Source organism: Ornithinibacillus sp. 4-3 (assembly GCF_040958695.1).
In the GTDB taxonomy this organism is placed as follows: domain Bacteria; phylum Bacillota; class Bacilli; order Bacillales; family Amphibacillaceae; genus CALAMD01.
Genome location: NZ_CP162599.1, coordinates 1,426,410 through 1,450,427, shown reverse-complemented (window position 1 = coordinate 1,450,427; position 24,018 = coordinate 1,426,410). Strand labels below are relative to the sequence as shown.

General features: G+C 34.7%; 23 protein-coding genes. 3 read left to right on the top strand and 20 right to left on the bottom strand.

The window, feature by feature from the left end; genetic code table 11:
• Positions 1-61: 61 nt before the first annotated feature.
• From rsmB to coaBC, 4 genes are read right to left on the bottom strand one after another with little or no spacing between them, the layout of a single operon-like run.
• Positions 62-1,414 (bottom strand): 16S rRNA (cytosine(967)-C(5))-methyltransferase RsmB, encoded by a 1,353-nt coding sequence (gene rsmB, locus AB4Y30_RS07010; protein WP_368654767.1) that lies wholly within the window; start codon positions 1,412-1,414, stop codon positions 62-64.
• 1 nt (position 1,415) lies between these two features.
• Positions 1,416-2,336 (bottom strand): methionyl-tRNA formyltransferase, encoded by a 921-nt coding sequence (gene fmt / locus AB4Y30_RS07005; protein WP_368655188.1) that lies wholly within the window; start codon positions 2,334-2,336, stop codon positions 1,416-1,418.
• Between the two features lie 31 nt (positions 2,337-2,367).
• Positions 2,368-4,776 (bottom strand): primosomal protein N', encoded by a 2,409-nt coding sequence (gene priA / locus AB4Y30_RS07000; protein WP_368654766.1) that lies wholly within the window; start codon positions 4,774-4,776, stop codon positions 2,368-2,370.
• Positions 4,773-5,978, bottom strand: coding sequence for a bifunctional phosphopantothenoylcysteine decarboxylase/phosphopantothenate--cysteine ligase CoaBC (gene coaBC, locus AB4Y30_RS06995; RefSeq protein ID WP_368654765.1), 1,206 nt, complete (start codon positions 5,976-5,978; stop codon positions 4,773-4,775). Before coaBC ends, priA begins: the two co-directional genes overlap by 4 nt.
• Before the next feature lie 409 nt (positions 5,979-6,387).
• Here coaBC and AB4Y30_RS06990 point away from each other — a divergent pair, with 409 nt between their 5' ends.
• Complete coding sequence (locus AB4Y30_RS06990; protein WP_368654764.1) at positions 6,388-6,768, top strand: VOC family protein; 381 nt, start codon at positions 6,388-6,390, stop codon at positions 6,766-6,768.
• A 37-nt stretch (positions 6,769-6,805) separates the two neighbouring features.
• Complete coding sequence (locus tag AB4Y30_RS06985; RefSeq protein ID WP_368654763.1) at positions 6,806-7,588, top strand: alpha/beta fold hydrolase; 783 nt, start codon at positions 6,806-6,808, stop codon at positions 7,586-7,588.
• Positions 7,589-7,785: 197 nt separating this feature from the next.
• On the opposite strand, the gene rpoZ is transcribed toward AB4Y30_RS06985, so the two are convergent.
• From rpoZ to AB4Y30_RS06960, 5 genes are all read right to left on the bottom strand, one after another.
• Complete coding sequence (rpoZ, locus tag AB4Y30_RS06980) at positions 7,786-7,986, bottom strand: DNA-directed RNA polymerase subunit omega (RefSeq protein WP_368654762.1); 201 nt, start codon at positions 7,984-7,986, stop codon at positions 7,786-7,788.
• Between the two features lie 4 nt (positions 7,987-7,990).
• Positions 7,991-8,599 carry a guanylate kinase gene (gene gmk, locus AB4Y30_RS06975; protein WP_368654761.1) on the bottom strand — a complete coding sequence of 203 codons (609 nt, stop codon included), beginning with the start codon at positions 8,597-8,599 and terminating at the stop codon, positions 7,991-7,993.
• Positions 8,600-8,617: 18 nt separating this feature from the next.
• Positions 8,618-8,878, bottom strand: coding sequence for an extracellular matrix/biofilm regulator RemA (gene remA, locus AB4Y30_RS06970; RefSeq protein WP_368654760.1), 261 nt, complete (start codon positions 8,876-8,878; stop codon positions 8,618-8,620).
• Between the two features lie 442 nt (positions 8,879-9,320).
• Entirely contained in the window at positions 9,321-9,683 is a 363-nt protein-coding gene (locus tag AB4Y30_RS06965; RefSeq protein WP_368654759.1) for a CotD family spore coat protein, read from the bottom strand.
• Positions 9,684-9,954: 271 nt separating this feature from the next.
• The gene (locus AB4Y30_RS06960) at positions 9,955-12,609 is read right to left on the bottom strand and encodes a cation-translocating P-type ATPase (protein WP_368654758.1); all 2,655 of its coding nucleotides are present in this window, start codon (positions 12,607-12,609) and stop codon (positions 9,955-9,957) included.
• Between the two features lie 161 nt (positions 12,610-12,770).
• On the opposite strand from AB4Y30_RS06960, the gene AB4Y30_RS06955 reads away from it, so the two are divergent.
• Positions 12,771-14,471: an NFACT family protein gene (locus AB4Y30_RS06955; RefSeq protein WP_368654757.1), complete on the top strand. Its 1,701-nt coding sequence runs from the start codon at positions 12,771-12,773 to the stop codon at positions 14,469-14,471.
• A gap of 62 nt (positions 14,472-14,533) precedes the next feature.
• Here AB4Y30_RS06955 and AB4Y30_RS06950 read toward each other — a convergent pair whose 3' ends face one another.
• From AB4Y30_RS06950 to AB4Y30_RS06900, 11 genes are all read right to left on the bottom strand, one after another.
• Positions 14,534-15,397: a LysR family transcriptional regulator gene (locus tag AB4Y30_RS06950; protein WP_368654756.1), complete on the bottom strand. Its 864-nt coding sequence runs from the start codon at positions 15,395-15,397 to the stop codon at positions 14,534-14,536.
• A gap of 97 nt (positions 15,398-15,494) precedes the next feature.
• Entirely contained in the window at positions 15,495-16,109 is a 615-nt protein-coding gene (gene pyrE, locus AB4Y30_RS06945; RefSeq protein ID WP_368654755.1) for an orotate phosphoribosyltransferase, read from the bottom strand.
• Positions 16,093-16,800 (bottom strand): orotidine-5'-phosphate decarboxylase, encoded by a 708-nt coding sequence (gene pyrF / locus AB4Y30_RS06940; protein ID WP_368655187.1) that lies wholly within the window; start codon positions 16,798-16,800, stop codon positions 16,093-16,095. The genes pyrE and pyrF overlap by 17 nt, the downstream gene beginning before the upstream one ends.
• The gene (locus AB4Y30_RS06935) at positions 16,797-17,708 is read right to left on the bottom strand and encodes a dihydroorotate dehydrogenase (protein ID WP_368654754.1); all 912 of its coding nucleotides are present in this window, start codon (positions 17,706-17,708) and stop codon (positions 16,797-16,799) included. The genes pyrF and AB4Y30_RS06935 overlap by 4 nt, the downstream gene beginning before the upstream one ends.
• Positions 17,705-18,460: a dihydroorotate dehydrogenase electron transfer subunit gene (locus tag AB4Y30_RS06930; protein ID WP_368654753.1), complete on the bottom strand. Its 756-nt coding sequence runs from the start codon at positions 18,458-18,460 to the stop codon at positions 17,705-17,707. The genes AB4Y30_RS06935 and AB4Y30_RS06930 overlap by 4 nt, the downstream gene beginning before the upstream one ends.
• A 125-nt stretch (positions 18,461-18,585) precedes the next feature.
• Complete coding sequence (locus AB4Y30_RS06925) at positions 18,586-19,863, bottom strand: dihydroorotase (protein ID WP_368654752.1); 1,278 nt, start codon at positions 19,861-19,863, stop codon at positions 18,586-18,588.
• On the bottom strand, positions 19,826-20,743 hold the full coding sequence (locus AB4Y30_RS06920) for an aspartate carbamoyltransferase catalytic subunit (protein WP_368654751.1): 918 nt from the start codon (positions 20,741-20,743) through the stop codon (positions 19,826-19,828). The genes AB4Y30_RS06925 and AB4Y30_RS06920 overlap by 38 nt, the downstream gene beginning before the upstream one ends.
• A 203-nt stretch (positions 20,744-20,946) precedes the next feature.
• A complete protein-coding gene (gene pyrR, locus AB4Y30_RS06915; RefSeq protein ID WP_368655186.1) occupies positions 20,947-21,486 on the bottom strand; it encodes a bifunctional pyr operon transcriptional regulator/uracil phosphoribosyltransferase PyrR in 540 nt (179 codons plus the stop codon).
• 235 nt (positions 21,487-21,721) lie between these two features.
• Positions 21,722-22,630, bottom strand: coding sequence for an RluA family pseudouridine synthase (locus tag AB4Y30_RS06910; RefSeq protein ID WP_368654750.1), 909 nt, complete (start codon positions 22,628-22,630; stop codon positions 21,722-21,724).
• A complete protein-coding gene (gene lspA, locus AB4Y30_RS06905) occupies positions 22,631-23,098 on the bottom strand; it encodes a signal peptidase II (protein ID WP_368654749.1) in 468 nt (155 codons plus the stop codon).
• 620 nt (positions 23,099-23,718) lie between these two features.
• On the bottom strand, positions 23,719-24,018 hold the full coding sequence (locus AB4Y30_RS06900) for a DNA-binding protein (protein ID WP_368654748.1): 300 nt from the start codon (positions 24,016-24,018) through the stop codon (positions 23,719-23,721).

Here is a 24,018-nt window from a genome sequence, read left to right as displayed (position 1 = left end):
ACCTCATTGTTCAAACCACTGTTCCCTAAAACTTAAGAACATGTATATTATTTAATTATGTCTATCCCATTCGTTTTTTCAATCTAGTTAAGAAAAATCCATCTGTATGGAATGTTTGTGGGAATAATTGTAATCCCCATTCCGTAATACCTAGAGAACTTCTTATTTCTTCTGGTAACTCTCTAAAAAAGGATGGATCTACTTCAAATTCTGGATGATTTTCTAAAAATTGTTGAACAACTTCTTCATTTTCCTTACGATCTATTGTACATGTACTGTATACTAAGAAACCATCTTGCTTTAATAGAGATGCAACGCTTTCTAAAATATCTAGCTGTATCGTTGCGAGCCTCTCTATGTCTGCTTCTTGTTTACTATATTTAATATCTGGCTTGCCTCTTACTACACCTAATCCTGAGCATGGTGCATCTACAATAATTCGATCAAAACTTTCTTTTTCATGAACAGATTGTAATTTACGTGCATCATTTTGACTTACTTGAATACTAGTTAATTGTAATGTTTTAGCTTTTTCCTGAATAAGCTTTATCTTTTGTTTATGGAGATCATATGCATGAATAACACCTTTATCTGACATTTTTTCAGCAATATGAGTCACTTTACCACCAGGCGCACTACAAGTATCAAGCACATGTAATTCTGGTTCTAAGCTAAGCATTTCCCCAACAAGCATGGAGCTTTGATCCTGTATAGTGATTAAACCTTCTTTAAATAAGGAACTCTTTAAAACATTTCCTTGTAAAATAATAATCCCTTGCTTCGAAAAAATCGACTTTTCTGTAGTTAATCCCTCTGCTTCTAATTGTTCCATTGCAGCGTCACGTGTAATTCGTAAAGGCTGGACTCGAACAGAAATAGGTCTTTTCGTTAAATTCTCTTCACATATTGCTTGCGTTGTTTCTAGCCCATACGCAGCAACCCATCTTTTCACTAACCATTCTGGGTGACTTGTTTCAATAGATAAACGTTTTATCGGGTCAGCAATATCTTCCGTTGAAGGCACACCTTTTCTTTGAACATTTCTTAAGACGCCATTGACGAAGGAAGCAATTCCTCGATGTCCTCGTTGCTTAGCAATTTCTACTGCTTCATGAATAACAGCATAAGATGGTACTTTATCAAGGAATTCCATTTGAAAAACAGACATTCTTAATAATACGCTTACCCAAGTATCTAGCTTTTTATTCGATTTTATAAACGAAGATAAATAATAATCTAAAGTTAGCTTTCTTTCTATTGTACCGTAAACAATTTCAGTTAGTAATGCCTCATCCTTTGGAGATATATTTTTCTTCTTTATTTCATTATTAATTAATAGATGACTATAGCCACTGTCTTGCTCAATTCGTAATATAATATCTAAAATTGTATTTCTTAATAGAAATTTACCCATTTTACTCTCCTAAAATGCTTCCCTTTTTTAAACGATCCATGGAGCCCCTTAAATAATCTGCTACAAGCATCCTACGTTTACCTGCTGGCTGAATTTCAGTTATGCGAATTCCTTTTTTATTTCCACAAACAACTACGAAACCAGTTTCATCTACTTGAATTATTTCCCCAGGTGCTTGTTCATAGTGTTCATCAGCTAATTCTGCAGCCCAGATTTTCATTCCTTTTTTTTCATAAGTAGTAAAAGCAACAGGCCATGGATTTAATCCACGAATTTGATTATAAATTTCGAGATTACTTTGATTCCAATCAATTTTCTCTTGTTCACGAGTGATATTCGGCGCAAATGTAGCCTTGGAATCATCTTGTTTTATTGGAGTAAGCTCACCAGCTATTAATTTAGGTAATGTTTCTAAAAGTAATTTAGCTCCTACTTGTGAAAGCTTATCATGCAATGTTCCAACATTATCTTCATGTTCAATTACAATAGATTCTTGAGTCAGAATATCACCAGCATCTAATTTTTCAGCCATATTCATAATGGTAATTCCCGTTTCCTTCTTACCTTGAAGAATCGAATAATGAATAGGTGCACCACCACGAAGTTCTGGTAATAAAGAAGCATGTACATTAATACATCCTAAAGGCGGGGTATCAAGAATTGCTTTTGGTAAAAGTTGACCATAAGCAGCTGTAATAATTAAGTCTGGCTCAACTGCTAATATTTCCTGATAAGATTCTGATAGCTTTATCGGTTGAAAAACAGGAATATCATGCTGTAATGCCTCTGTTTTTACAGGTGGTGGTGTGAGTACACCCTTTCTTCCTTTTGGTCGATCAGGCTGTGTTACTACTAAACTCACCTGATAGTTTGCTTCGATCAACTGACGTAAAATAGGAACAGAAAAATCAGGGGTCCCCATAAAGACTATGTTCACAAACATTCACTTCTTTCTATGTTAATTGATGTGGTTGCATATCAATCGTAATGGTTAAATCATCATTTTCCATTTCTTTTGAAAAATGATGTAATATCATTTGAATTGTTTTTCGTATTTCTGGTTCATGTTTATACTTTATCAAACATTGGTAACGATATCTATTTTTAATTCGGGATAAGGGTGACGGAGTCGGTCCTAATATCCTTGTTTGATCACTTAGTTTTTGGTGCAATAATTGAACGATTGTTTGTGTTGTCTGCATCACTTTTACTTGATTAGGATGTGAGACATTGATTAACGCTAAGTAAACGTATGGAGGATATTGAAAGGTTCTTCTTGTCCTCATCTCCTGTTCGTAAAAGGCTAGGAAATCATAGTTTTTAGCATGTTCAATACTATAATGCTCTGTCGTATATGTTTGAATAATTACCTCACCAGGTAATTGATGTCTTCCTGCTCTCCCACTCACCTGTGTTAGCAGCTGAAAAGTTCGCTCAGCAGCGCGAAAGTCAGGTAAGTGCAGCATCGAATCTGCAGTGAGGACACCTACTAATGTCACATTAGGAAAATCTAAGCCTTTTGCAATCATCTGTGTTCCTAATAAAATATCCGCTTCTTTATTTGCAAAGCGTTGAAGCAATTTTTCATGAGCACCTTTTCTTCTCGTTGTATCTACATCCATCCGAATCACTGATGCCTGTGGAATAAGCTGATTAATTGCTTCTTCTACACGCTCTGTTCCAGTTCCAAAGAAGCGAATTAAATCACTTGAACATTTTGGACAGGTTTGTGGAACTGGCTCCTCATGGGAACAATAATGACATTTCATACGATGATGCTGTTTATGATAGGTTAAAGCAATATCACAATGTGGACATTGCTGAACATGCCCACAATCTCGGCACATTACGAAAGTAGAATAACCTCGACGGTTTAACAATAAAACAATTTGTTCTCCTCTAGCGATACAAGCTTCTATTTTCTCTTTTAACTCTAGGGAAAACATCGTTCGATTTCCTCTATGCAATTCTTCCCGCATATCAACAATTTGAATCTCTGGCATTTCTTGCTCATTTGTCCGTTTTGTTAAAGAAAGCAACTTATAAATACCTTTCTGCGCTCGGGCAAATGATTCTAATGTTGGTGTAGCACTGCCAAGTACAACAGGACATTGATGAAAATTCCCACGATAAATTGCTACATCCCGTGCATGATATCTTGGTTGATCTTCTTGCTTATATGTACTTTCATGTTCTTCATCGATTATAATAATCCCTAAATTTTCAAATGGAGCGAACACAGCAGAACGAGCACCAACTACAACTTGTACTTCCTTCCGATGAATTCTACGCCATTCATCATATTTTTCACCTTGTGAAAGGGCACTATGTAGTACTGCTACTTTGGAACCAAATCTTCCTTTAAACCTTCTCACCATTTGCGGGGTTAGTGAAATTTCTGGAACTAGTACAATTGCTTCTTTTCCCTGCTGAATAACTTTCTCTATCGCTTGTAAATATATCTCGGTTTTCCCACTACCAGTGACCCCGTGCAATAAAAACACATCATGTTTTTTGTGATCTAATGCTTCATTAATTGGTTCTATAGCAGCTTGCTGTTCCTCAGTTAATAATAGCTTCTCTGTTTTTTCAAAAGCATTATCATCATATGGGTTTCGTAATACTTCTACTTTCTCTGCATGTAAAATACCTTTTTCTATTAAAGCCTTCAATGTTGATAAACCTGTCCCGACTCTTTTCAATAACTGATTTTGCTCAATAGCTTCCGGGTTATCAATAAAAGACTGAACGATTTCTCGTTGCTTCTTCGCACGTGTTAAATCATTTTCTGCAATCTCTATTAATTGATGGGTAGCTAACGCAGAGCGAATCATCGTACGATATTGTTTCGTAACCTTGGATTTAACATCATAATGTATCATGAGTAAGCCTTCATCTATTGCTTTCCGTAATTGACTATAACGAATATTTGCAGCAACAAGCTCGTCATAAGACACACTATCTCTGCCTTGGAAAACATTATCTAGCTCTATTGTTAATGCCTCGTCTGTTAGCTTAACCACTTCTTTATCATATTTTGCCTTTAACACAGCTGGAAGCATTGCTTGGAATGCTGAAATATATAAACAAATGATATCCTCTGCTAGCCATTTCCCTAATTCAATTAATTCATCTGTCAAAACAGGAGTAATATCTAAAACATCAATAATATCTTTTAATTTAGTTAAGCTTGTTTCATTAGTCAGCTCCACCACAAAGCCTGTTATTTTTCTTGGGCCAAATGGAATAAGCACGCGACAGCCTTTCTGTATCACATCAGAAAATTGTTCTGGAACTCGATAATCAAATGTCTGATTGATTGCAGAAGCTGGTACATCAACAATTACTTTTGCATATTTCAATTGGATTCATCCTTTAAATCCTGGTGAATGAATTGGAGAATCGATGTAGCGATATCTGTTTTTAAAGCAATATCTAGTTGGTGCTGCTGTAAATTTTTATTCAAATAAGTTACGATATTTGTATCGCCACCAAATCCTGCTCCTTCTGTAGCAACATTATTCACCACAATCGCATCTAGATTCTTCCGCTTTAGCTTTTCCATGCCGTTTTCAATTGCGTTATTAGTTTCTGCTGCAAAGCCCACTAGAAATTGTTTTGTTTTTCTTTCACCTAATGACATGAGAACATCTTTTGTTCTTTCCATTTCAATGCTTAAATCACCAGGTTTTTTCTTCATTTTTTCTGTAAATACTTGCTTTGGTCGATAATCAGCTACTGCAGCTGCTTTAATTACAATATCGCTATCTGGAAAGTATTTATTCATTTCTGTGTACATATCTTCTGCTGTAGTGATATTCACTAGATGGATGCGTTGATTGACGATATCTAATTCTGTCGGTCCCGCAACTAAAGTTACATCAGCTCCTAAATTTGCTGCTGCTTCCGCTAATGCAAAGCCCATTTTCCCTGTAGATCTGTTAGTAAAAAAACGTACAGGATCAAGCTTTTCTCGAGTTGGACCTGCCGAAATTAATACCTTTTTCCCTGTTAAAATCATTGGCTTTACTTGATGGTTTTTAATCGCTTCGATAATTTTCAAAGGTTCTTCAAGTCTACCTTTTCCAACATAACCACATGCTAAATAGCCTGCGCCAGGTTCAATGAAATGATAACCCCATTGATCTAATTGGTTCATGTTTTGAATAACTGCAGGATGCTCATACATATGCACATTCATTGCTGGTGCAATATAAACTTCTGCTGAAGTTGCTAATAATGTTGTTGTAAGCATATCATCAGCAATCCCATGAGCTAATTTCCCAATCACATTTGCCGTTGCTGGTGCAATAATTGCTATTTCTGCCCAATCCGCTAAATCAATATGTGCAATTTTAGCTGGATCTAATTCATCAAATGTATCAAAATGAACTGGATTTCTTGTTAAAGCTTGAAATACTAAAGGGGATACAAATTTCATTGCATTTTCTGTCATAATTACTTTTACATCTGCGCCTTGTTGAGTTAATTTACTAGCAAGGTCACAAGCTTTATATGCTGCTATTCCTCCAGAAACACATAAAAGAACTTTTTTTCCTAACATGGTAGTCAATCTCCTCTCAATCGAACGAACATTTTATATTTATTTATATTTCTTCACTGAAATAATCTCTGGATTTCTTTGCTTAAAATAATGTCTTTTTCTACTTCTTAAATAATTCTACTTACTAAGTTAAATTATAGCGAATTATGACCATTCTTAAAAGGAGTCACCCTTATGATTTATCAAAGGAACAAACATTATCAGAAATAATTGCTTATTTTATCAAAATAATTCATATCATGCTTGGTGGCCATTGGCAGTACAACAGCCTCCCATAATAAACATATACTCACCTTTACATATTAGCAATCCATAAGAAATATCAGTATGCTTGGCGTGCTAAAATGAAATGGAATCTTGTTTGAATCTACCTTAAAACATCTAATTTTCGCTTATAGGAGGGAAAATCATGTTTCGAAATGCCGAAGCAATTAGTAGTTTTACAGTAAACAATATTGACGAAGCGCGAAGATTTTATGAGGATATACTTCATATCAAAACAACAGATGAAGTAATTGGTTTTACACTTCATTTTAAAGGCACAAAAGTTTTTATATACTCTAACGGAAAAAATCATCAGCCAGCAAAGTATTTTGTACTAAGTATCACCGTATCAGATATTGATAAAGCGGTGGAAGATCTTAAACAAAAAAAGATTAACCTCGAGATAATTGATGGAATGGAGCACGATGAATATGGTATTATCCGTGGAAAAGCAAGCAATAGAGGACCGGATGTGGCTTTGTTTAAAGATCCAGCTGGTAACTTATTAGCATTAGAAGAGAATTAAATGGCTTACTTTTAACATATAAAAGGTGGCAAAATATATGAAAACAACTCAATCAAAAGATGGTACTATTTTAGCTTATGATAAATATGGAAATGGACCTCCTCTCCTTTTTATAACGGGTGCTACTTGCTTTCGTTCGTTTGATCCAGTTTTGTACGATGCAAAAGTATTTGCAGAACAATTTACTGTCTATAATTATGATCGACGTGGACGTGGAGACAGTGGTAATACATCACCTTATTCGATGGAACGTGAGCTTGAAGATATTGAAGCGATGATCGATATAGCGGGTGGTGAGGCAAATGTATACGGCCATTCTTCAGGAGCTATTCTTGCGCTGGAAGCTGCTATGAAGCTTGGTCATAAAATAAGTAAGTTAGCATTATATGATCCAGCGTATGCTGACAATGAAACAAATTTGCGAGCATTTAAAAAGATAAGTGAGGAATTATATACAATGCTTGAACTTGGCAAACATGACGAAGCACTTTGTTCTTTCTTACAAGGAATTGGTACACCGATCGAAGTAATCGACGGAATGTTTCGTAAATCACCTCAATGGAACACCATGTTGGCACTTGCTCCAACTCTCATGTACGATAGCATGCTAGCAAATCAATTACCACCAGTTACAAAAGCTTCAAAATTAAAAACACCAACTCAAATAATCGTTGGTGAAAAAAGCCCTTCTTCGATGCACAAGATCGCAAAGCAATTAAATGAAGCAATTCCAAATGCTGTATTTAATGTGCTTAAAGGCCAGGATCATATGCCTGATCCGAAAGAAATACGGAAATTCTTCGTTCGTTTTTTTAAATAAGCGCCATATTCCAAAATAGAATAGACCAATTATTTAGCTTTTAAAGTGGAATCTAAAGATTTATTCCTCATCCTACAAAATTGAAAAATTGAATTTTAAAAGAGATATTGCTTTTGGGCAATATCTCTTTATCTTGTATATATTTTATTCTATAAATCCTTTTTCATCTATTCTTATAAAAAGGGTTTACATCATGCTTATTCAGCATCTTCTTCTACAAATAAGTGGTCTGCTTGAACTTCTTCCAAAGCCATACCAACATACTTATGAGAAATAGGTTTTTCGATTTTTAAATTATTCTCTTCACGTAATTGTCTAGCACGTCTTGCAGATAAAATAACTAGAGAATATTTTGATTTCACTTTTTCTTGTAATGCATCAATTGATGGTTCTAACATATTATCATCCTTCCAATAACTTTTTAAACTGTTTTGCAATTCGTTCACGTTTACAATGTTCACTCTGAACAATTGCTTGAACTTTTCTAACAGCATTTTCTATTTGATCATTAACAACTACATAATCATATGCATCCATCATTTCAATTTCTTTTCTAGCCTCATTTAGACGATTACGAACTAATTCATCAGATTCTGTTCCTCGGCCAACAATGCGTTCACGTAATTCATCAAGACTAGGTGGAATGAGGAAAATAAACACACCTTGTGGGAAATTTTCTTTTACTTGAAGAGCACCTTGGACTTCAATTTCTAAAAACACGTCATGACCTAATTCCATCATTTCTTCCACATAGGTTCGAGGTGTCCCGTAATAATTATTTACATACTCTGCATATTCAATTAATTGATTTTCTTGAATTAATTGTTCAAATTCTTCTTTTGTTTTATAGAAATAATCTTTTCCATCTATTTCACCTGGACGCTTGTCTCTAGTCGTCATCGAAATCGAATATTTTAAATTCGTATCCTGTTCGAATAACTTCTGTCTCACTGTGCCTTTACCAACACCAGATGGTCCTGATAAAATAAATAGAATTCCCTTTTCTTCCATGAACCTATTGCCCCCTAATTACGCATCTGACTGCTCTTCATTGCTTAGCAAACGTTGTCCTACTGTTTCTGGCTGAACAGCAGAGAGTACAACATGATCACTATCTGTAATAATAACCGCTCTTGTACGTCTACCATATGTTGCATCTACTAATTTATTATTATCTCTAGCAACAGAGACAATGCGTTTGATAGGCGCTGACTCTGGAGAAACAATAGAAATAACTCGGTTGGCAGATACTACATTTCCAAATCCAATATTGATTAATTGTAAGGCCACGTTCACCCTCCTATCACTTCTTAATTTTCTATCTTATCACTTTTTCTCTTAATCATTAGAAAATGTATATTGTAAAGAAAATCATATATCAAAATCAATTGTAATTCCACCTATTTATATGATTTATCTCTCTTTTTTTAAAAAAGAATTTCGTCCATCTAAATATTCTATTTTAGACAAGGATTGATTCTTTCATACTTTATTTTAATTTTTTCTTAAAGAAATAGATTAAAGCTATTATAACCCTTGATCAATCAACATTTTTTAACGATAAATCAAGAATGTAAAACTAGTTATATCCCAGTCTGCTATATTAATACTCTCTGCTATTTTTTACTTTTGACAACATGTAAATCATAATTCCATCAATTATCTTATTATTAATTAAGTATACTAAAAAAGCACTCATTAATTTGAGTGCTTTTTTAGGTGAACATATAAATTATCTATTTCTACAATTACAGCGATGGTTCTTACAACCGCAGCTATTATTGTTGTTATTACCAGTATTCCCGCTACCTCGTCTTCTACATCTAGGGTTATTGATGTCGCTACCACAATCATAGTCTTCTACAACCGTTTCATTTACTTCTCTTTCAGTTACTGGATAGAAATGTTCATTTCGTATAACAGTTCGATTGACATTGATAACCTCTGTTGGATGAATATGCCTTACCACACGTTTTTTAGTTCTAGTATTAACAACTGTTTCTGTAGGGCTTACTTGTGTATTGTCATTTTCAGGGCGTTCATTATTATTACAACCACATCCCCGTGAACCTCTTACATTATCATTAAAAAACATATGCTACACCTCCTTTTTCCATCACTACATCTTATGCAACGGAGGAGGACTAGTTATAGGTAGTTCCATCAACATACAAGACCATTATACTAGTTAAATCCATCATTTATTTTTTAGGGTATGCTAAACATCCCTATTTAAGATGCTTGAATTATTAATTTAATTGAGTCTGGACAAGACAATTTTCATTTAGTAATTAACTATAATTCAGGTCTAAGGACTGATTATTTTTCATTCCCTAGACCTTAAGTATTGTTTATTTTTATAGTAGTTAATTCTTTTTCTTAGGGAAATAAAATAACAATGTTGGTAATACAGAGAGACTTATCACTAATAACCAGTCATGGATATAAAGTGGCGTCGTATGGAAAATCGGCTGAAGAGGTGCCCAATAAATAACAACAAGTAATAAAAAGAAGGAAGAAATAACCGCAAATAATAAAAATAAATTATCTAATATCTTAATAGAAAACAACTGACGATCATTTCGGCAATCATATACATGAACTAATTGTGCTAAAACAAGCGTCGTAAAAGCGACTGTTCTTGCTGCTACTAAATTTTCTGGATCATTATGATACGTAAGTAAGAAGGCAATTAGTGATACTACTCCAATTAAAATTCCTCTACTAATGATTTTAAATGCAAGACCGTTAGCAAAGATACCTTCTTTTGGGTTTCGCGGTGGTTGCTTCATATGATCTGCTTGCGGTTTATCTAAACCAAGAGCCATCGCTGGTAGCCCGTCTGTCACCAAGTTCACCCATAATATTTGTACAGGTACCAACGGAAGTGGCATTCCAGCAAGCATTGCTAATAACATCACTGTAATTTCCCCAACATTAGATGCTAAAATATAACGAATGAACTTCAAGATATTTGCATAAATATTTCTTCCTTCTTTAATCGCTTCTTTAATCGTTCGAAAATTATCATCTAATAAAATAAGTGATGACGCTTCTCGTGTTACATCTGTTCCACTCCGTCCCATGCTTATTCCAATATTACTTGCCTTAATAGCTGGAGCATCATTGACTCCATCCCCAGTCATTGCCACGACATGTCCAAGATCCTGTAATACATTTACAATTCTTAGTTTATGCGCTGGGGTGAGACGTGCAAATACAAAAACATCATCAATAACCTCACGTAATTCTGAATCGGATAATTGATTTAACTCATAGCCTTCTAATACTTTACCGTGTTCTGGAAGTAATCCAATTTGCTTTGCAATCGCTTTGGCAGTAAATGCATGATCTCCAGTAATCATGATTGTCTTTATCCCTGCTTGTCTACATTCTTCAATGGATTGTTGTACGCCTTCTCTTGGTGGATCAATCATTCCAAATAAGCCAATAAATGTTAATTCCTTCTCCAAAAATTCCATAGAATAATCTTCATTTTTCTGTAAAGGTCTAAAGCCAATTGCAATCGTGCGCAATGCTTTATTTGTCATCATATCAATAGCGTTTTCTATTTCCCTCTTAGATTCTAATTTCTTTCTTTTGCCATCTTCTAAAGTATAATTCGTGCGTGGTAAGATGGTTTCTGGTGCTCCTTTTACAATTAGAAAACGTCGTTGATGCTCATCTTCAACAATCACTGACATGCGCTTTCGTTCAGAATCAAAGGGAATTTCATCGATAATCCGGAAGCTCTCATCCGCTGTATGGATAATTCCAAATTTACGTGCAGCAATTAATAAAGCACCATCTGTTGGATCACCATGAACGATATATTTTCCTTTTTTCACCATTAGCTTCGCATGATTACACAGCATTCCATACATTAGTATCGTTTGAAGATGTGGAAAATCTTTAGTTATTTTCTGTTTTTTATAATAAAAATCTCCAACATAATCGGCACTTTTACCTGTGACTGTAACAAATTTCCCATTTACAAATAAATCGGTTACTGTCATTTTATTTTCTGTAATTGTTCCTGTTTTATCTGAACAAATAATTGTCGTACAACCTAATGTTTCTACAGCAGATAGATTTCGCACGACGGCTTTCTTCCGAATCATTCGCTGTACACCTAATGACAATGCAACAGTTACAATAGCAGGCAGTCCTTCTGGTATTACTGCAACGGCCAGAGAGATACCCGTTAAAAACATTTCATAGGCAGGATGCCCTTGATAAATACCAATCCCTACTACAAATAGTGTTAGAAAAATCACAACAATAATTAATACCTTACCAAGTTCTGTTAAACGTCTTTCTAAAGGTGTAAATTGTTTCTTCGTTGTGAGCATTAAGGAAGCAATTTTTCCTATTGCACTATTCATCCCAGTTTGTACTACTACTCCTATTCCTGAACCCCTTGTCACTAATGTGCCCATAAATGCCATATTCTGTTGTTCTTGCTCAGCAAGTCCATCTCCTGAAATTGCTTCAACTTGTTTTGCCACAGGATAGAATTCCCCAGTTAATGTTGATTCCTCTACTTCTAACCTATTTGTTTGTACTATTCGCATATCAGCAGGTACCCTGCCACCACTTTCGATTTGAATAACATCCCCAACGACAACATCCTGTGATGGAATCTGTTGCCATTCTCCCTCACGAAGTACATTGGCCATCGGTGCTGATAATTCCTGGAGCTTGTCCAATGCCTTTTCTGCTTTTGCCTCTTGAAAAAATCCGATACATGCATTCATAAAAACAATAATCATAATAGCTATGGCATCAACAAATTCACCTAGTAATCCCGCAATTAAGGTAGCACCAAGTAGAATAAATACCATAAAATCTTGAAATTGTTTTAAGAAAATAAACCATTTTGATGGCTTCTTATCACTTGCTACAACATTTAGGCCATATTGCTTTTGTCTATCCTTTACCTGTTTCTTATTTAATCCTTGTGTTGTAGATACGTGTAGCTTTCGTTCAATTTGTTTTTGATTTAATTGATACCAGTTCAATGATTTACCTCCACCGTTCAACTTTCATTCACCTCTGTCATTGCTGATTATATGACTATCTCGTCCTACTTAAGGTTTGTCTCATCAGACTTTTCGTTCTTAGCAATTTATATGCGGTCAGTTGATAAAAAATGCTATAATAACAAAGGGAGTTGATTACCATGCCGTTTGACGGAATAGTTACAAAAGCAGCTGTAACTGAATTAAATGAAAATATCATATCTGGACGAATTTCAAAAATATACCAGCCAACAACATCAGAAATTGTTTTAGCTATTCGAAGTAACCGGAAAACATATAATCTTGTGATTTCAACGCATCCATCTTATGCTCGTTTTCACTTAACAAATGAAAAATATATTAATCCTCAAGAAGCACCAATGTTTTGTATGGTGCTGCGAAAACATTTAGCAGGCTCTGTAATAGAAGACATCGAACAGAAAGGACTAGAACGAATTATTACCTTTAAACTACGCTCAGTAGATGAGATTGGTGATACTGCAATAAAATACTTAGTCCTTGAGCTGATGGGGAGACATAGTAACCTATTATTATTAAACGAAGATAAAACACATATCATCGATAGCATGAAGCATATTTCTCCTTCACAAAATCGATATCGTAGTATATTACCCGGTCAGCCTTATACAGAAGCACCAGCTCAGGAAAAGCTTCATCTTTTAGAAGTAACTGGTGAGGATATTGTTAAAAAAATAGATTTTAATGCTGGAAAGCTAGATCAACAGCTTGTAAATGTTGCTGAAGGAATCTCGCCATTTATTGCACGTGAAGTTATTCATCGTATGGGGTTTCGTAATTCAAAAGCATTTATAGAAAAAACGAATGAATTTATCGAGGATATAAAAGAAAATCAGTTTTCACCTGCCATTTATGTAAATGAAAAGGAAGATTTCCATGTTATCGCAATGGAATCCTTACAAGCTTCAGAAACATTTGCGAGTACCAACGAAATGCTTGATCAATTTTATTCTGGAAAGGCTGAACGTGATCGAGTAAAGCAACAGGCGAAAGATCTTTATCGATTTATTAAAAATGAATTAGATAAAAATATTCGTAAACAAAAAATTCATGAACGAACATTAGATAAAGCTAAAAATGCAGCTCAATTACAACGTCTTGGGGAATTATTAACTGCTCATATGCACTTAATTAAGCCGGGCGAAGAATCGGTTACAGTAGTTGACTATTATGATCCGGAGCAAAAAGAAGTTACTATCTCTCTTCAACCGAATAAATCGCCAAGTGAAAATGCACAAATATTTTTTACAAAATACCGTAAACTACAAAATTCACAAAAAATCGTTCAAAAAGAAATCGAAAAGACAGAAGCAGAAATTACTTACTTAGAGCAATTACTTCAACAAATTGATGTTGCTCGCGTAGAAGATATAGAAGAAATTCGAGAAGAGTTAAGAGAAGAAGGTTATTTACGTAAGCAAAAACGTAAGAAAAAGATTAAGCTTACAAAACCATTACCTGAAGAATACATTTCTACAAATGGAATACCTATTTTAGTCGGGAAAAATAATAAGCAAAATGATTATTTAACCAACCGTGTTGCACATCGAAATGATATTTGGCTTCACACGAAGGATATCCCTGGCTCACATGTTGTCATCAAATCAGATCAACCAGATGAGCAAACACTTGAAGAAGCTGCACAATTAGCGGCCTTCTTTAGCAAAGCACAGCAATCCTCTTCTGTACCTGTGGATTACACCTTGGTACGTCATGTGAAAAAACCAAATGGAGCCAAGCCAGGATTTGTAACATACGATAATCAAAAGACCATCTTTGTCACTCCAAGTCCGACTGTTGTAAAGGAAAGAAAAGTAAAATAAATAAGGGAGTTAGATATTACCTAAGTTAAGGTATCGTATCTAACTCCCTTATGTTCTCTTCATTAATCATCAAGAAATTCATTCGCTAATACTGCTTTTATAAATTCGGCCACTTGAGGCAAACCAGTAATTCCTTCCTGATAGCACAACCAAGTATCTCTTGTTACTAGCTGTCCATTTACCTTTAATGGCAAATGGGGATAGTGCTCCATTAAAGACTCTGATACACTTTTAGGCAACACTGCCATTCCTATCCCTTGTTTCATAAATTGCTTACATGTTTCTATTTGGTCTACCCGAATCGCTTTTTGTGGTTTAATATGATGTTGAAACTGCAACCAGTTTTCAACCAGCTCATGCATACTATCATCACTTTTAAACGAAATTAATGGACGTTCCTTTAGATCATTAGAAGAAAAATCCTCTGTATCGAAAATATATAATGGGTCTTCAAAGAGACGTGTGCATGTACTATCCTTTAGTTTTTCTCCACGAATAATACATACATGAAAATTCTTATGATTGCGTTTGATATCTTCACTTATTCCTGTAACTAAATCAATGGATACATTTGGAAATTGCTTCGTATATGTTGCAAGTATTGCAGGTAAGAATCTCTGACTAATTAAAGATGAACAAGCAATGGATAAAGTTCCACGCACTTCCTCATTTGCTTCTGCAAGTGTATTTAATAAATTTTTCTCCTTTTCAACAACTTGCTTCGCATGCGCTAAAATAAGTTCACCTGTTGGAGTAGGAATTAATCGTTTAGGCGTACGAATAAAAATAGGCATCCCAAAATAATCCTCAATCATTTTCAGGCGTTGTGATACTGCTGGCTGAGAAACTAGTATTACTTTTGCTGTTCCACGAATGGTCCCTATTTCATTTAACTGAATAAGCAACTCATAATCCTCAATTCTCATAATTAACTCCCTACCTAATGTTTCTTTTTATCTTAGCCTAAAAACAAAATAATAACCACCTGCATGGTAATTACCATAAGCAAATGGTTATTCTAAATTAAAGCGTATTACGCCAGTTTTCTAATTCAGCTTTCTCCTCCGAAGTAATTTTACCTTCTGATTCTAAGAGCTGTAATAATTCATCATAATTTGTAATTGTTTCAAAAGAAAGCTCTGCATCAGCAAATTGTTGCTTCGCTTTCTCTAAGCCATATGTAAAAATAGCTAAAACACCAACTACCTCTGCTCCTGCTTCAACTAATGCTTTAACAGAAGTTAATACAGAGCCACCTGTAGAAATTAAATCCTCAATAACAACTACTTTTTGTCCTGGCTTAATTTCACCTTCAATTTGGTTGCCTTTTCCATGACCTTTTGCCGAAGAACGAACATATGTCATTGGTAAATCAAGGCGACTAGCTAGCCATGCAGCATGTGGAATACCTGCTGTTGCACATCCTGCAATAACATCTGGACGTTGCTCTAAATTTTCAACCTTCTCAACAAATGCATCTACAATTTTATTACGTACTTCTGGATAAGACATTGTTAGACGATTATCACAATAAATTGGTGATTTAATTCCAGAAGTCCATGTGAAATAATCATTTGGTCTAATTTGTACTGCTTTAATATCTAATAAACGTTTAGCAACTTCAATATTTAATCCCATTTTCCCACTCCTTCAATGCATTCTCGTATGCCGCTAATGGATTTTCTGCTTTGGTAATGCTACGTCCTATTACTAAGAAATCTGATCCTTGCTGACGCGCTACTCCAGGTGTAGCAACTCTTTTCTGATCGTCCTGACTAGAATCCTGCAAACGAATTCCTGGAGTTACTGTATAAAAATCTGGTCCACAGGCTTCCTTAATTGAAGAAGCCTCATGTACAGAGCAAACTACTCCGTCTGCCCCACTTGTTTGAGCAAGCTTAGCAAAATGAACAGCATGATCATTAAGTTCACCAGGAATTAATAATTCATGATTAATCGTTTCTTTATCAAAAGAAGTTAAAATTGTTACTGCAATTAATTTCGTATGATTAGATTCACTTTGCAGGCCTTCTTTCGCTCGTTTAATCATTTCACTTCCACCAAGCGCGTGAATTGTAACTAAGTCAACATCTAGCTTAGCAATATTACGCATTGCATTATGAACAGTGGTAGGAATATCAAATAATTTTAGATCAAGAAAAATTGGATGATTATTCTCTTTTAGACGTTTGAGAATATCAGGGCCTTCACGATAAAAAAGTTCCATGCCTACTTTCACAGGAACTCCTTGCAATTTATTTTCCTCAATAAAATGATTAGCATCCTTAAATGTCGGAAAATCAAGTGCTAAGTAGATAGGATTCATTATTCATGCCCCTTTCCAATCGCCTCTTGTACAGAGCTGAAGCCATATTTTTCAAGAACCTTAGGTAATTCCTCAATAATTTCTTGGCAAACAAATGGATTTTGGAAGTTTGCTGTTCCAACAGCAACAGCACTTGCTCCAGCTAGTAAAAATTCTAGAACATCCTCTGCTGTATTTACTCCACCCATACCAATGATTGGAATATTAACATGATTATATACTTCATAAACCATACGTACAGCTACCGGTTTCACAGCGGCTCCAGAAAGTCCACCAGTCCTGTTAGCAAGCAAAGGACGTCTAGATGGTAAATGAATTTGCATACCAACCAGTGTATTAATCATTGTTATCCCATCAGCACCAGCAGCCTCCACAGCCTTTGCCATCGCAACAATATCTGAAACATTTGGCGATAGTTTCACATAAACTGGTTTATTACTTGCTTCCTTTACTCGTTTTGTTACACTTGCTGCCATATCTGGATCTGTACCGAATTGTACGCCGCCTTCTTTTACATTTGGACAAGATATATTTAATTCCAATGCATGTACATCATCTGTAGCATTAAATGCAGCAGCCACTTGTTCGTATTCTTCTACTGTACTACCTGCGATATTAGCAATAATTGATAAATCATAATTAGCTAAAAATGGCACTTCATTTTCAATAATTTTTTCAACACCTGGATTTTGTAAACCAATTGCATTTAACATGCCTGAAGGTGTTTCAGCAACACGAGGAGTTTGATTTCCATAACGAGGTGTGCCTGTTGCTGCTTTCATCATAATTGCTCCAAGTATACTTAAATCATAAAACTGACTATATTCTTTCCCAAATCCAAAACAGCCTGAAGCAGGGATAATTGGGTTTTTCAATTGCAATCCTGGTAAGTTCATTGCTAATTCACTCATATAATTACCTCCTGCGCAGCAAATACAGGTCCATCCTGACAAATTTTCACATATCCACCTTGTTCATCTGTTGGAATAACACAAGCAAAGCATGCACCTACTCCACAGCCCATACGTTCTTCTAAAGAAATAAAACCTTCTTTATATGCTAGCTGCTTCGTTACAGCTTGCAGCATAGGTAATGGTCCACAAGTATAATAACGGTCAAATTCACCAATTTCTTCTAATACATTGGTTACAAAACCTTTTTGTCCGTGTGTTCCATCATTTGTAACAATATGTGTCTCACTAATTGCTTTAAATTCTTCCTCAAAAAAAACACTTTCTTTTGTCTGATATCCTAATACAGAAATAACACGTACATTCTTTTCCGCTAATGCCTGCCCTAAAAAGTGAATTGGTGGTACCCCAACTCCGCCACCTACTAATAAAATAGTTTCATTTTCCTTGACATCATCAATAGGAAATCCATTTCCACATGGCCCTAGTGCATCTAGTACTTTTCCAGGTGCATACGTTGATAAGTCATGTGTACCTGCACCAACAACTTTAAAAATGAGTGTAATAATTTCATTGTCACGATCAATTGTTGCAATGGAAATCGGTCTTCTTAGTGTACGGTTGTCTATACTGATATGGACAAATTGACCAGGTACAGCCGTTTGGCTAATATAACTATTTTCTACCCTAAGCTCAAATGTATCTAGAGCAATGTTTTTCATATCAATGATTCGTAATTGTTCTTTTCTCATCTAACAACCCTACTTTTTTATTTTTTAAAGAAAACTTAGTAAGCATTATTTTTCATACATCTATTCTAGCATAATGAAAAGAAACTTTATATGCCCATTAAACGCTAGAGGAGCCGTTCCTCTATTTAGAGAACGGCATCTTCATAAACTACTTTTCCTTCTGCAATTGTTAATACTGGAACCCCAGAAACATCCCACTGATCAAATGGTGTATTTTTAGATTTAGATTGGAAAGTTTCTTTATTGATTTTTTCTTCACGATTTAAGTCAATTACTGTTATATCTGCAACTGTGCCTACTTCAAGTTTACCGTATGGTAAGTTGAAGACATCAGCTGGTTTACTAGTTAAGAAATCAACTAATTGTTGTAATGTTATTTTACCTGTCTTCACTAAATATGTGTAGCAAAGAGAAAAGGCAGTTTCTAAACCAACAATACCAAATGGTGCTTTTTCTATTCCAACTGCTTTTTCTTCATCTGTATGTGGAGCATGGTCTGTTGCTATAAAATCAATTGTTCCGTCTAGCAAACCTTCTAATAATGCTTCTTGATCTGCTTTAGCACGTAATGGTGGGTTCATTTTGAAATTTGGATCTGCTTCTGTAATATCATCTTCATTTAAAATTAAATGATGTGGAGATACTTCTGCAGTTACACGAATTCCTGCTTTCTTCGCATCACGGATTACACGTACAGATTCTTTAGTACTTACATGGCATACATGATAATGACAATTTGCTTCTTCTGCTAATAAAACATCACGAGCAATTTGCACAGATTCACAAATAGACGGAATTCCAGGAATGCCTAAGCGTTTACTTACATCCCCTCTATGTACCGCTCCACCATAAATTAATGAATTATCCTCACAGTGCGCTACGATTGCTTTATCCTGCTTTGCAGCTTCTTCCATAGCACGAAGCATTGTATCAGCTGTCTGAATGCCAACACCATCATCTGTGAAAGCAAAAATGTTCTCTTTGGAAATTTCCGCAATATTTGTTAACTCTTCACCTTGTAGACCTTTTGTAATTGCTGCATATGGAATAACACGTACAACAGCATCTTGATTAATTTTTTCATTTAATCCACGAACCACATCAACATCATCTGGTACTGGATTTGTATTTGGCATAGAGCATACTGTCGTGAATCCTCCACGAGCAGCAGCCTTTGTACCAGAGACAATCGTTTCTTTATGTTCTCCACCTGGCTCACGTAAATGAATATGAACATCAATCAATCCTGGTGTTAATAGATTTCCTTGACAATCAATCACTTGATCAGCATCTTCATTAATTACCTCTGCAATTTTGATAATTTTATCATTTTCAATCAACACGTTTACTGGAACTAATGTGTTATTATTCAGTTGGTTCGCATTTTTCAATAAGATTTTCATTAGTAATCCCCCATTCTTTTAAAAGCTTCATCATAATCGCCATACGGATATATACTCCGTTATTCATCTGCTTGAAAATTCTTGAGCGTTCACACTCTACTAATTCAGAATCGATTTCTACCCCACGATTGATTGGTGCTGGGTGCATGATAATTGCATGATCTTTCATTTTTGCTTCTCGCTCTTTTGTTAATCCATATGTGTCTAAGTAATTTCCTACATCACTTGTTTCTGCATGACGCTCATGTTGAATACGTAATAACATCATTACATCACAAATCTCAACTGCTTCATCAATGGATAAATTAGGAAAGTTTAAGTTAGGATCTTCAAATCCCGGCGCTGCACTTACATAAACATTGGCTCCTAATTGTTCTAAGGCATGCATGTTAGAATGTGCTACACGGCTATGCTTGATATCTCCTGAGATAACAATATTCAATCCTTCGATACGTCCGAATTCTTGATAGATTGTTAAAATATCAAGTAGACATTGTGTTGGATGCTCTGATTTACCAGAACCTCCATTAATAATTGGAACATTAATATTTGCATTAATTTCTTTATACCAATCATCAGCCTCATGACGGATAACTAATACTTGCGCACCGATAGATTCAAAAGTTCTAGCTGTATCATAGAGTGTCTCACCTTTCAATACACTTGAACTATCTGCGTGAAAATCTAGCATTTCTAAACCTAATTTTCTTTGCGCTACCTCGAAACTCATTTTTGTTCTTGTACTTGGCTCGAAAAATAAATTTGCTGCAAAGATTTGGTCTTCATATTTCACATCATTTTTTCTTAAAAATTCTGCTGTATCCAGTAAGTTGAAAATATCCTCATTAGTTAATTGGTTCATTGAAATAAAATGTTTCATAATTTTAGCTCCTCCTGTTCTACTTGAAGCAATAGCATGATTAGTTTTACTCTTGCTTTTTCATCATTATTCTTCACTTTTTGACAGGTTCGCATAAAAAAAGCCTCTGCGAAGATCGCAAAGAGGCATCCGTGCATTTTCCCGCACGTTTTTCTTTAAGCAACCTTGTAAATCTCTCTGGACTTATTTAAAGGTCAAAAGTTTTATTTTTCATAAATTCCTACTTCATCAATGTTATCCATTTCTTCTAACTTAACAACAATGCTTTCTTTTTCTGATGTCGGAATGTTTTTCCCAACATAATCAGCTCGAATCGGTAATTCTCTATGGCCACGATCCACCATCACCCCAAGCTGAATTTGTGAAGCTCTTCCTAAATCCATTACTGCATCCATTGCTGCTCGAATCGTTCTACCAGTGTAAAGAACATCATCAATTAGGATAACTGTTTTACCTGTAACATCTTCTTTTACATCTGTATTCGTAAGCTGCGGCTCTGCATCTACAGAAATCTTTTTCAAATCATCACGATATAATGTAATATCTAATTCCCCAACAGGTACCGTGATATTCTCAATCAACTTGATTTTTTCCTGTAGCCTTTTTGCCAATGGAATTCCTCTTGTTTTAATTCCAACAAGAATTAGATTTTCTCCACCCTTGTTCTTTTCAAGAATTTCATGAGCAATTCGTGTTAATGCTCTGTTCATTGCAGGCTGATCCAATATTATTGTTTTTTTGATCATTGTCTCACCCACCTTTTACACTTTTAAACGTCCTTTATAGAGGTCTTTCAAAAAGTCCAACAAAAATGACCTTTTTGAACACGCACTTATAGGCATAAAAAAATGCCTTTCTGTGACAAAAGGCATGTGTATACACATATAAATCTTCACGCTACCTTTTCAGCCTCACAGGACTATATTAAAGGAACTCTTATTTTGTTCTTTACTATTATTTCAAATTCAATTACTAATGTCAAGATATTTTCTCCATCTTCATCAGTAATTTTTGAAAGTATTTTGGTTGTTCAATAGAGAACTCTAACCATTCGTTTGTTACAGGATGATGGAAACCTATTGTTTTGGCAAATAAAGCTTGTCCATCTATATCTGTTGTTTTAGGAGCACTATATTTTGTATCACCAACAAGTGGATGTCCAATATATTTCATATGTGCACGTATTTGATGGGTTCTACCAGTCTCTAACTGACATTCTACATGTGTGTAATGATTAAACCGTTGCAGTACTCTAAAATGTGTTCGTGCATCCTTTCCACCTTCAATAACATTCATCATCGTTCGTTGATATGGATCACGACCAATTGGGGCATCAATCAGACCAGTATCATGCTCAATTACTTCATGTACCACTGCTTCATATACACGTTTTATTTCTCTTCGATTTAGCTGTTCTGCTAACGATACATGTGCCTGATTATTTTTTGCGACCAATAGAAGCCCACTTGTATCTTTATCCAAGCGATGAATAATTCCAGGACGCCCTTCTTGAATATCAGATAGCTGTTCACAATGATATAATAATGCATTTACCAATGTACCTTGTTTATGAGTTAATGTTGGATACACTACCATGTTTTTCGGTTTATTCACAACGAGTACATCTTCATCCTCATAAACAATATGTAAAGGAATGTTTTCCTCTACCAAATCTAACTTCTCTTCTTCAGGTATTTGCCATATAATTTCATCATTTAACTGACATTTATAATTAGATTTTATCTTCTTCCCATTCACCGTCACCAAGGCTTGCTCTATTTGCGATTGGATTTGAGAACGAGATTGTTCTGTCTCTAATTCTGTTAGTAGTTTATCAATTCGCTTATTTTGTTCCGCTTCAGTTACTACATGCTCTATAGTTTTCATTTATTTAGAAGTTCCCTTCTGTTTTTCCTCAAAGAAAATTGTCAATATCATTAAAATAACTCCTACTACTAATGCAGAATCTGCAACATTAAAAATTGGGAAATCATATGAGAAAATTTTAAAGTCTAGAAAATCAACAACTTCTTTTCTAAACACTCGATCAATAAAGTTCCCAATTGCCCCACCTAAAATAAAGCTAAGTGCTAATGATGGAAATAATTGTCCCTTTACATGCTTCTGCATATAGTACACAACGCCGATAATTACAAGTACTGTAATTATATAAAATAGAATCATCTGACCTTGCAGAATCCCCCAGGCCGCACCTGTATTTCGATGTGAAGTGATATAGAAAAAGTTTTCAATAACTGGAATTTGTTCATATAATTCCATCTGTTTTACAATAATCCATTTTGTAAGCTGATCAATTCCAATAATGATAAGTGCGATAATATAGTATTTATACATGTTATGTCCTCCGCTATTATTTTCCTGATTATTAATAAGTAGTTTATCATACATTGGTTAGAAAAGGATATTTACATATCGATATTGCCTGATGAAAATGAAATTCTTCTACAACGAATCACATTATCTCAAAAGAAAAATATTACATTTCAAGATACTTTCATATAACAAATCCCTCATCTAAGAATTTAACCCCTTCAAATTATTTATTACTTTCATAAACTAACTTTCTTATAGTGAATGCGGATAAAGTAATAAAAGCTGCCCCGTAAAATAAGTATGGAAAAAAATTTTCATGTGTAATGGGTTTTATGAGAATACTGTACAAATTTAATGAAATGATAAAAATAAAACCAAACACTTCTAAACCTTGTAATAATCTAACCATTAATTAATCCATCTCATTTCTTTTTAGAGTTTTAACTTTTCATTATTATAAATATTCATCTTAAGTACAAAATAATAATCCTTACTTTCCAATATTTTTTATTTATAATAACTTGAAGTAGTACCATTCTATTTTTGAAACTTATAACGTACAAAAAATGCTCTGCCACGAGATAAAAGATTTAATTTATCTCGTGGCAGAGCTGTTATTTGGAGGCTATTCAGCTATCTATCTACTCCCCTAAGCTTAATAACCATTTACGTAATTGTGCTTTTGGGTAATAGATTTGCTCATTTATAATGATATGTGGAATATCAGGATGATCCTTAAGTAAATGTTTTGTATCTTCCTTTGAAATCCCGATAAAATAATGTACATCATTTTCTTTTATCAATTCGTGTTCATCATCGTCATCAAAGAAATCACTAATTCCACTTTTAACTCCAGGGTTTTGGAAATTTTGCAATCCATTACCGATAAAATATCCCGCAACAGCAATTCCTATAGCAATCCAAATGAAATCAAATTCCAT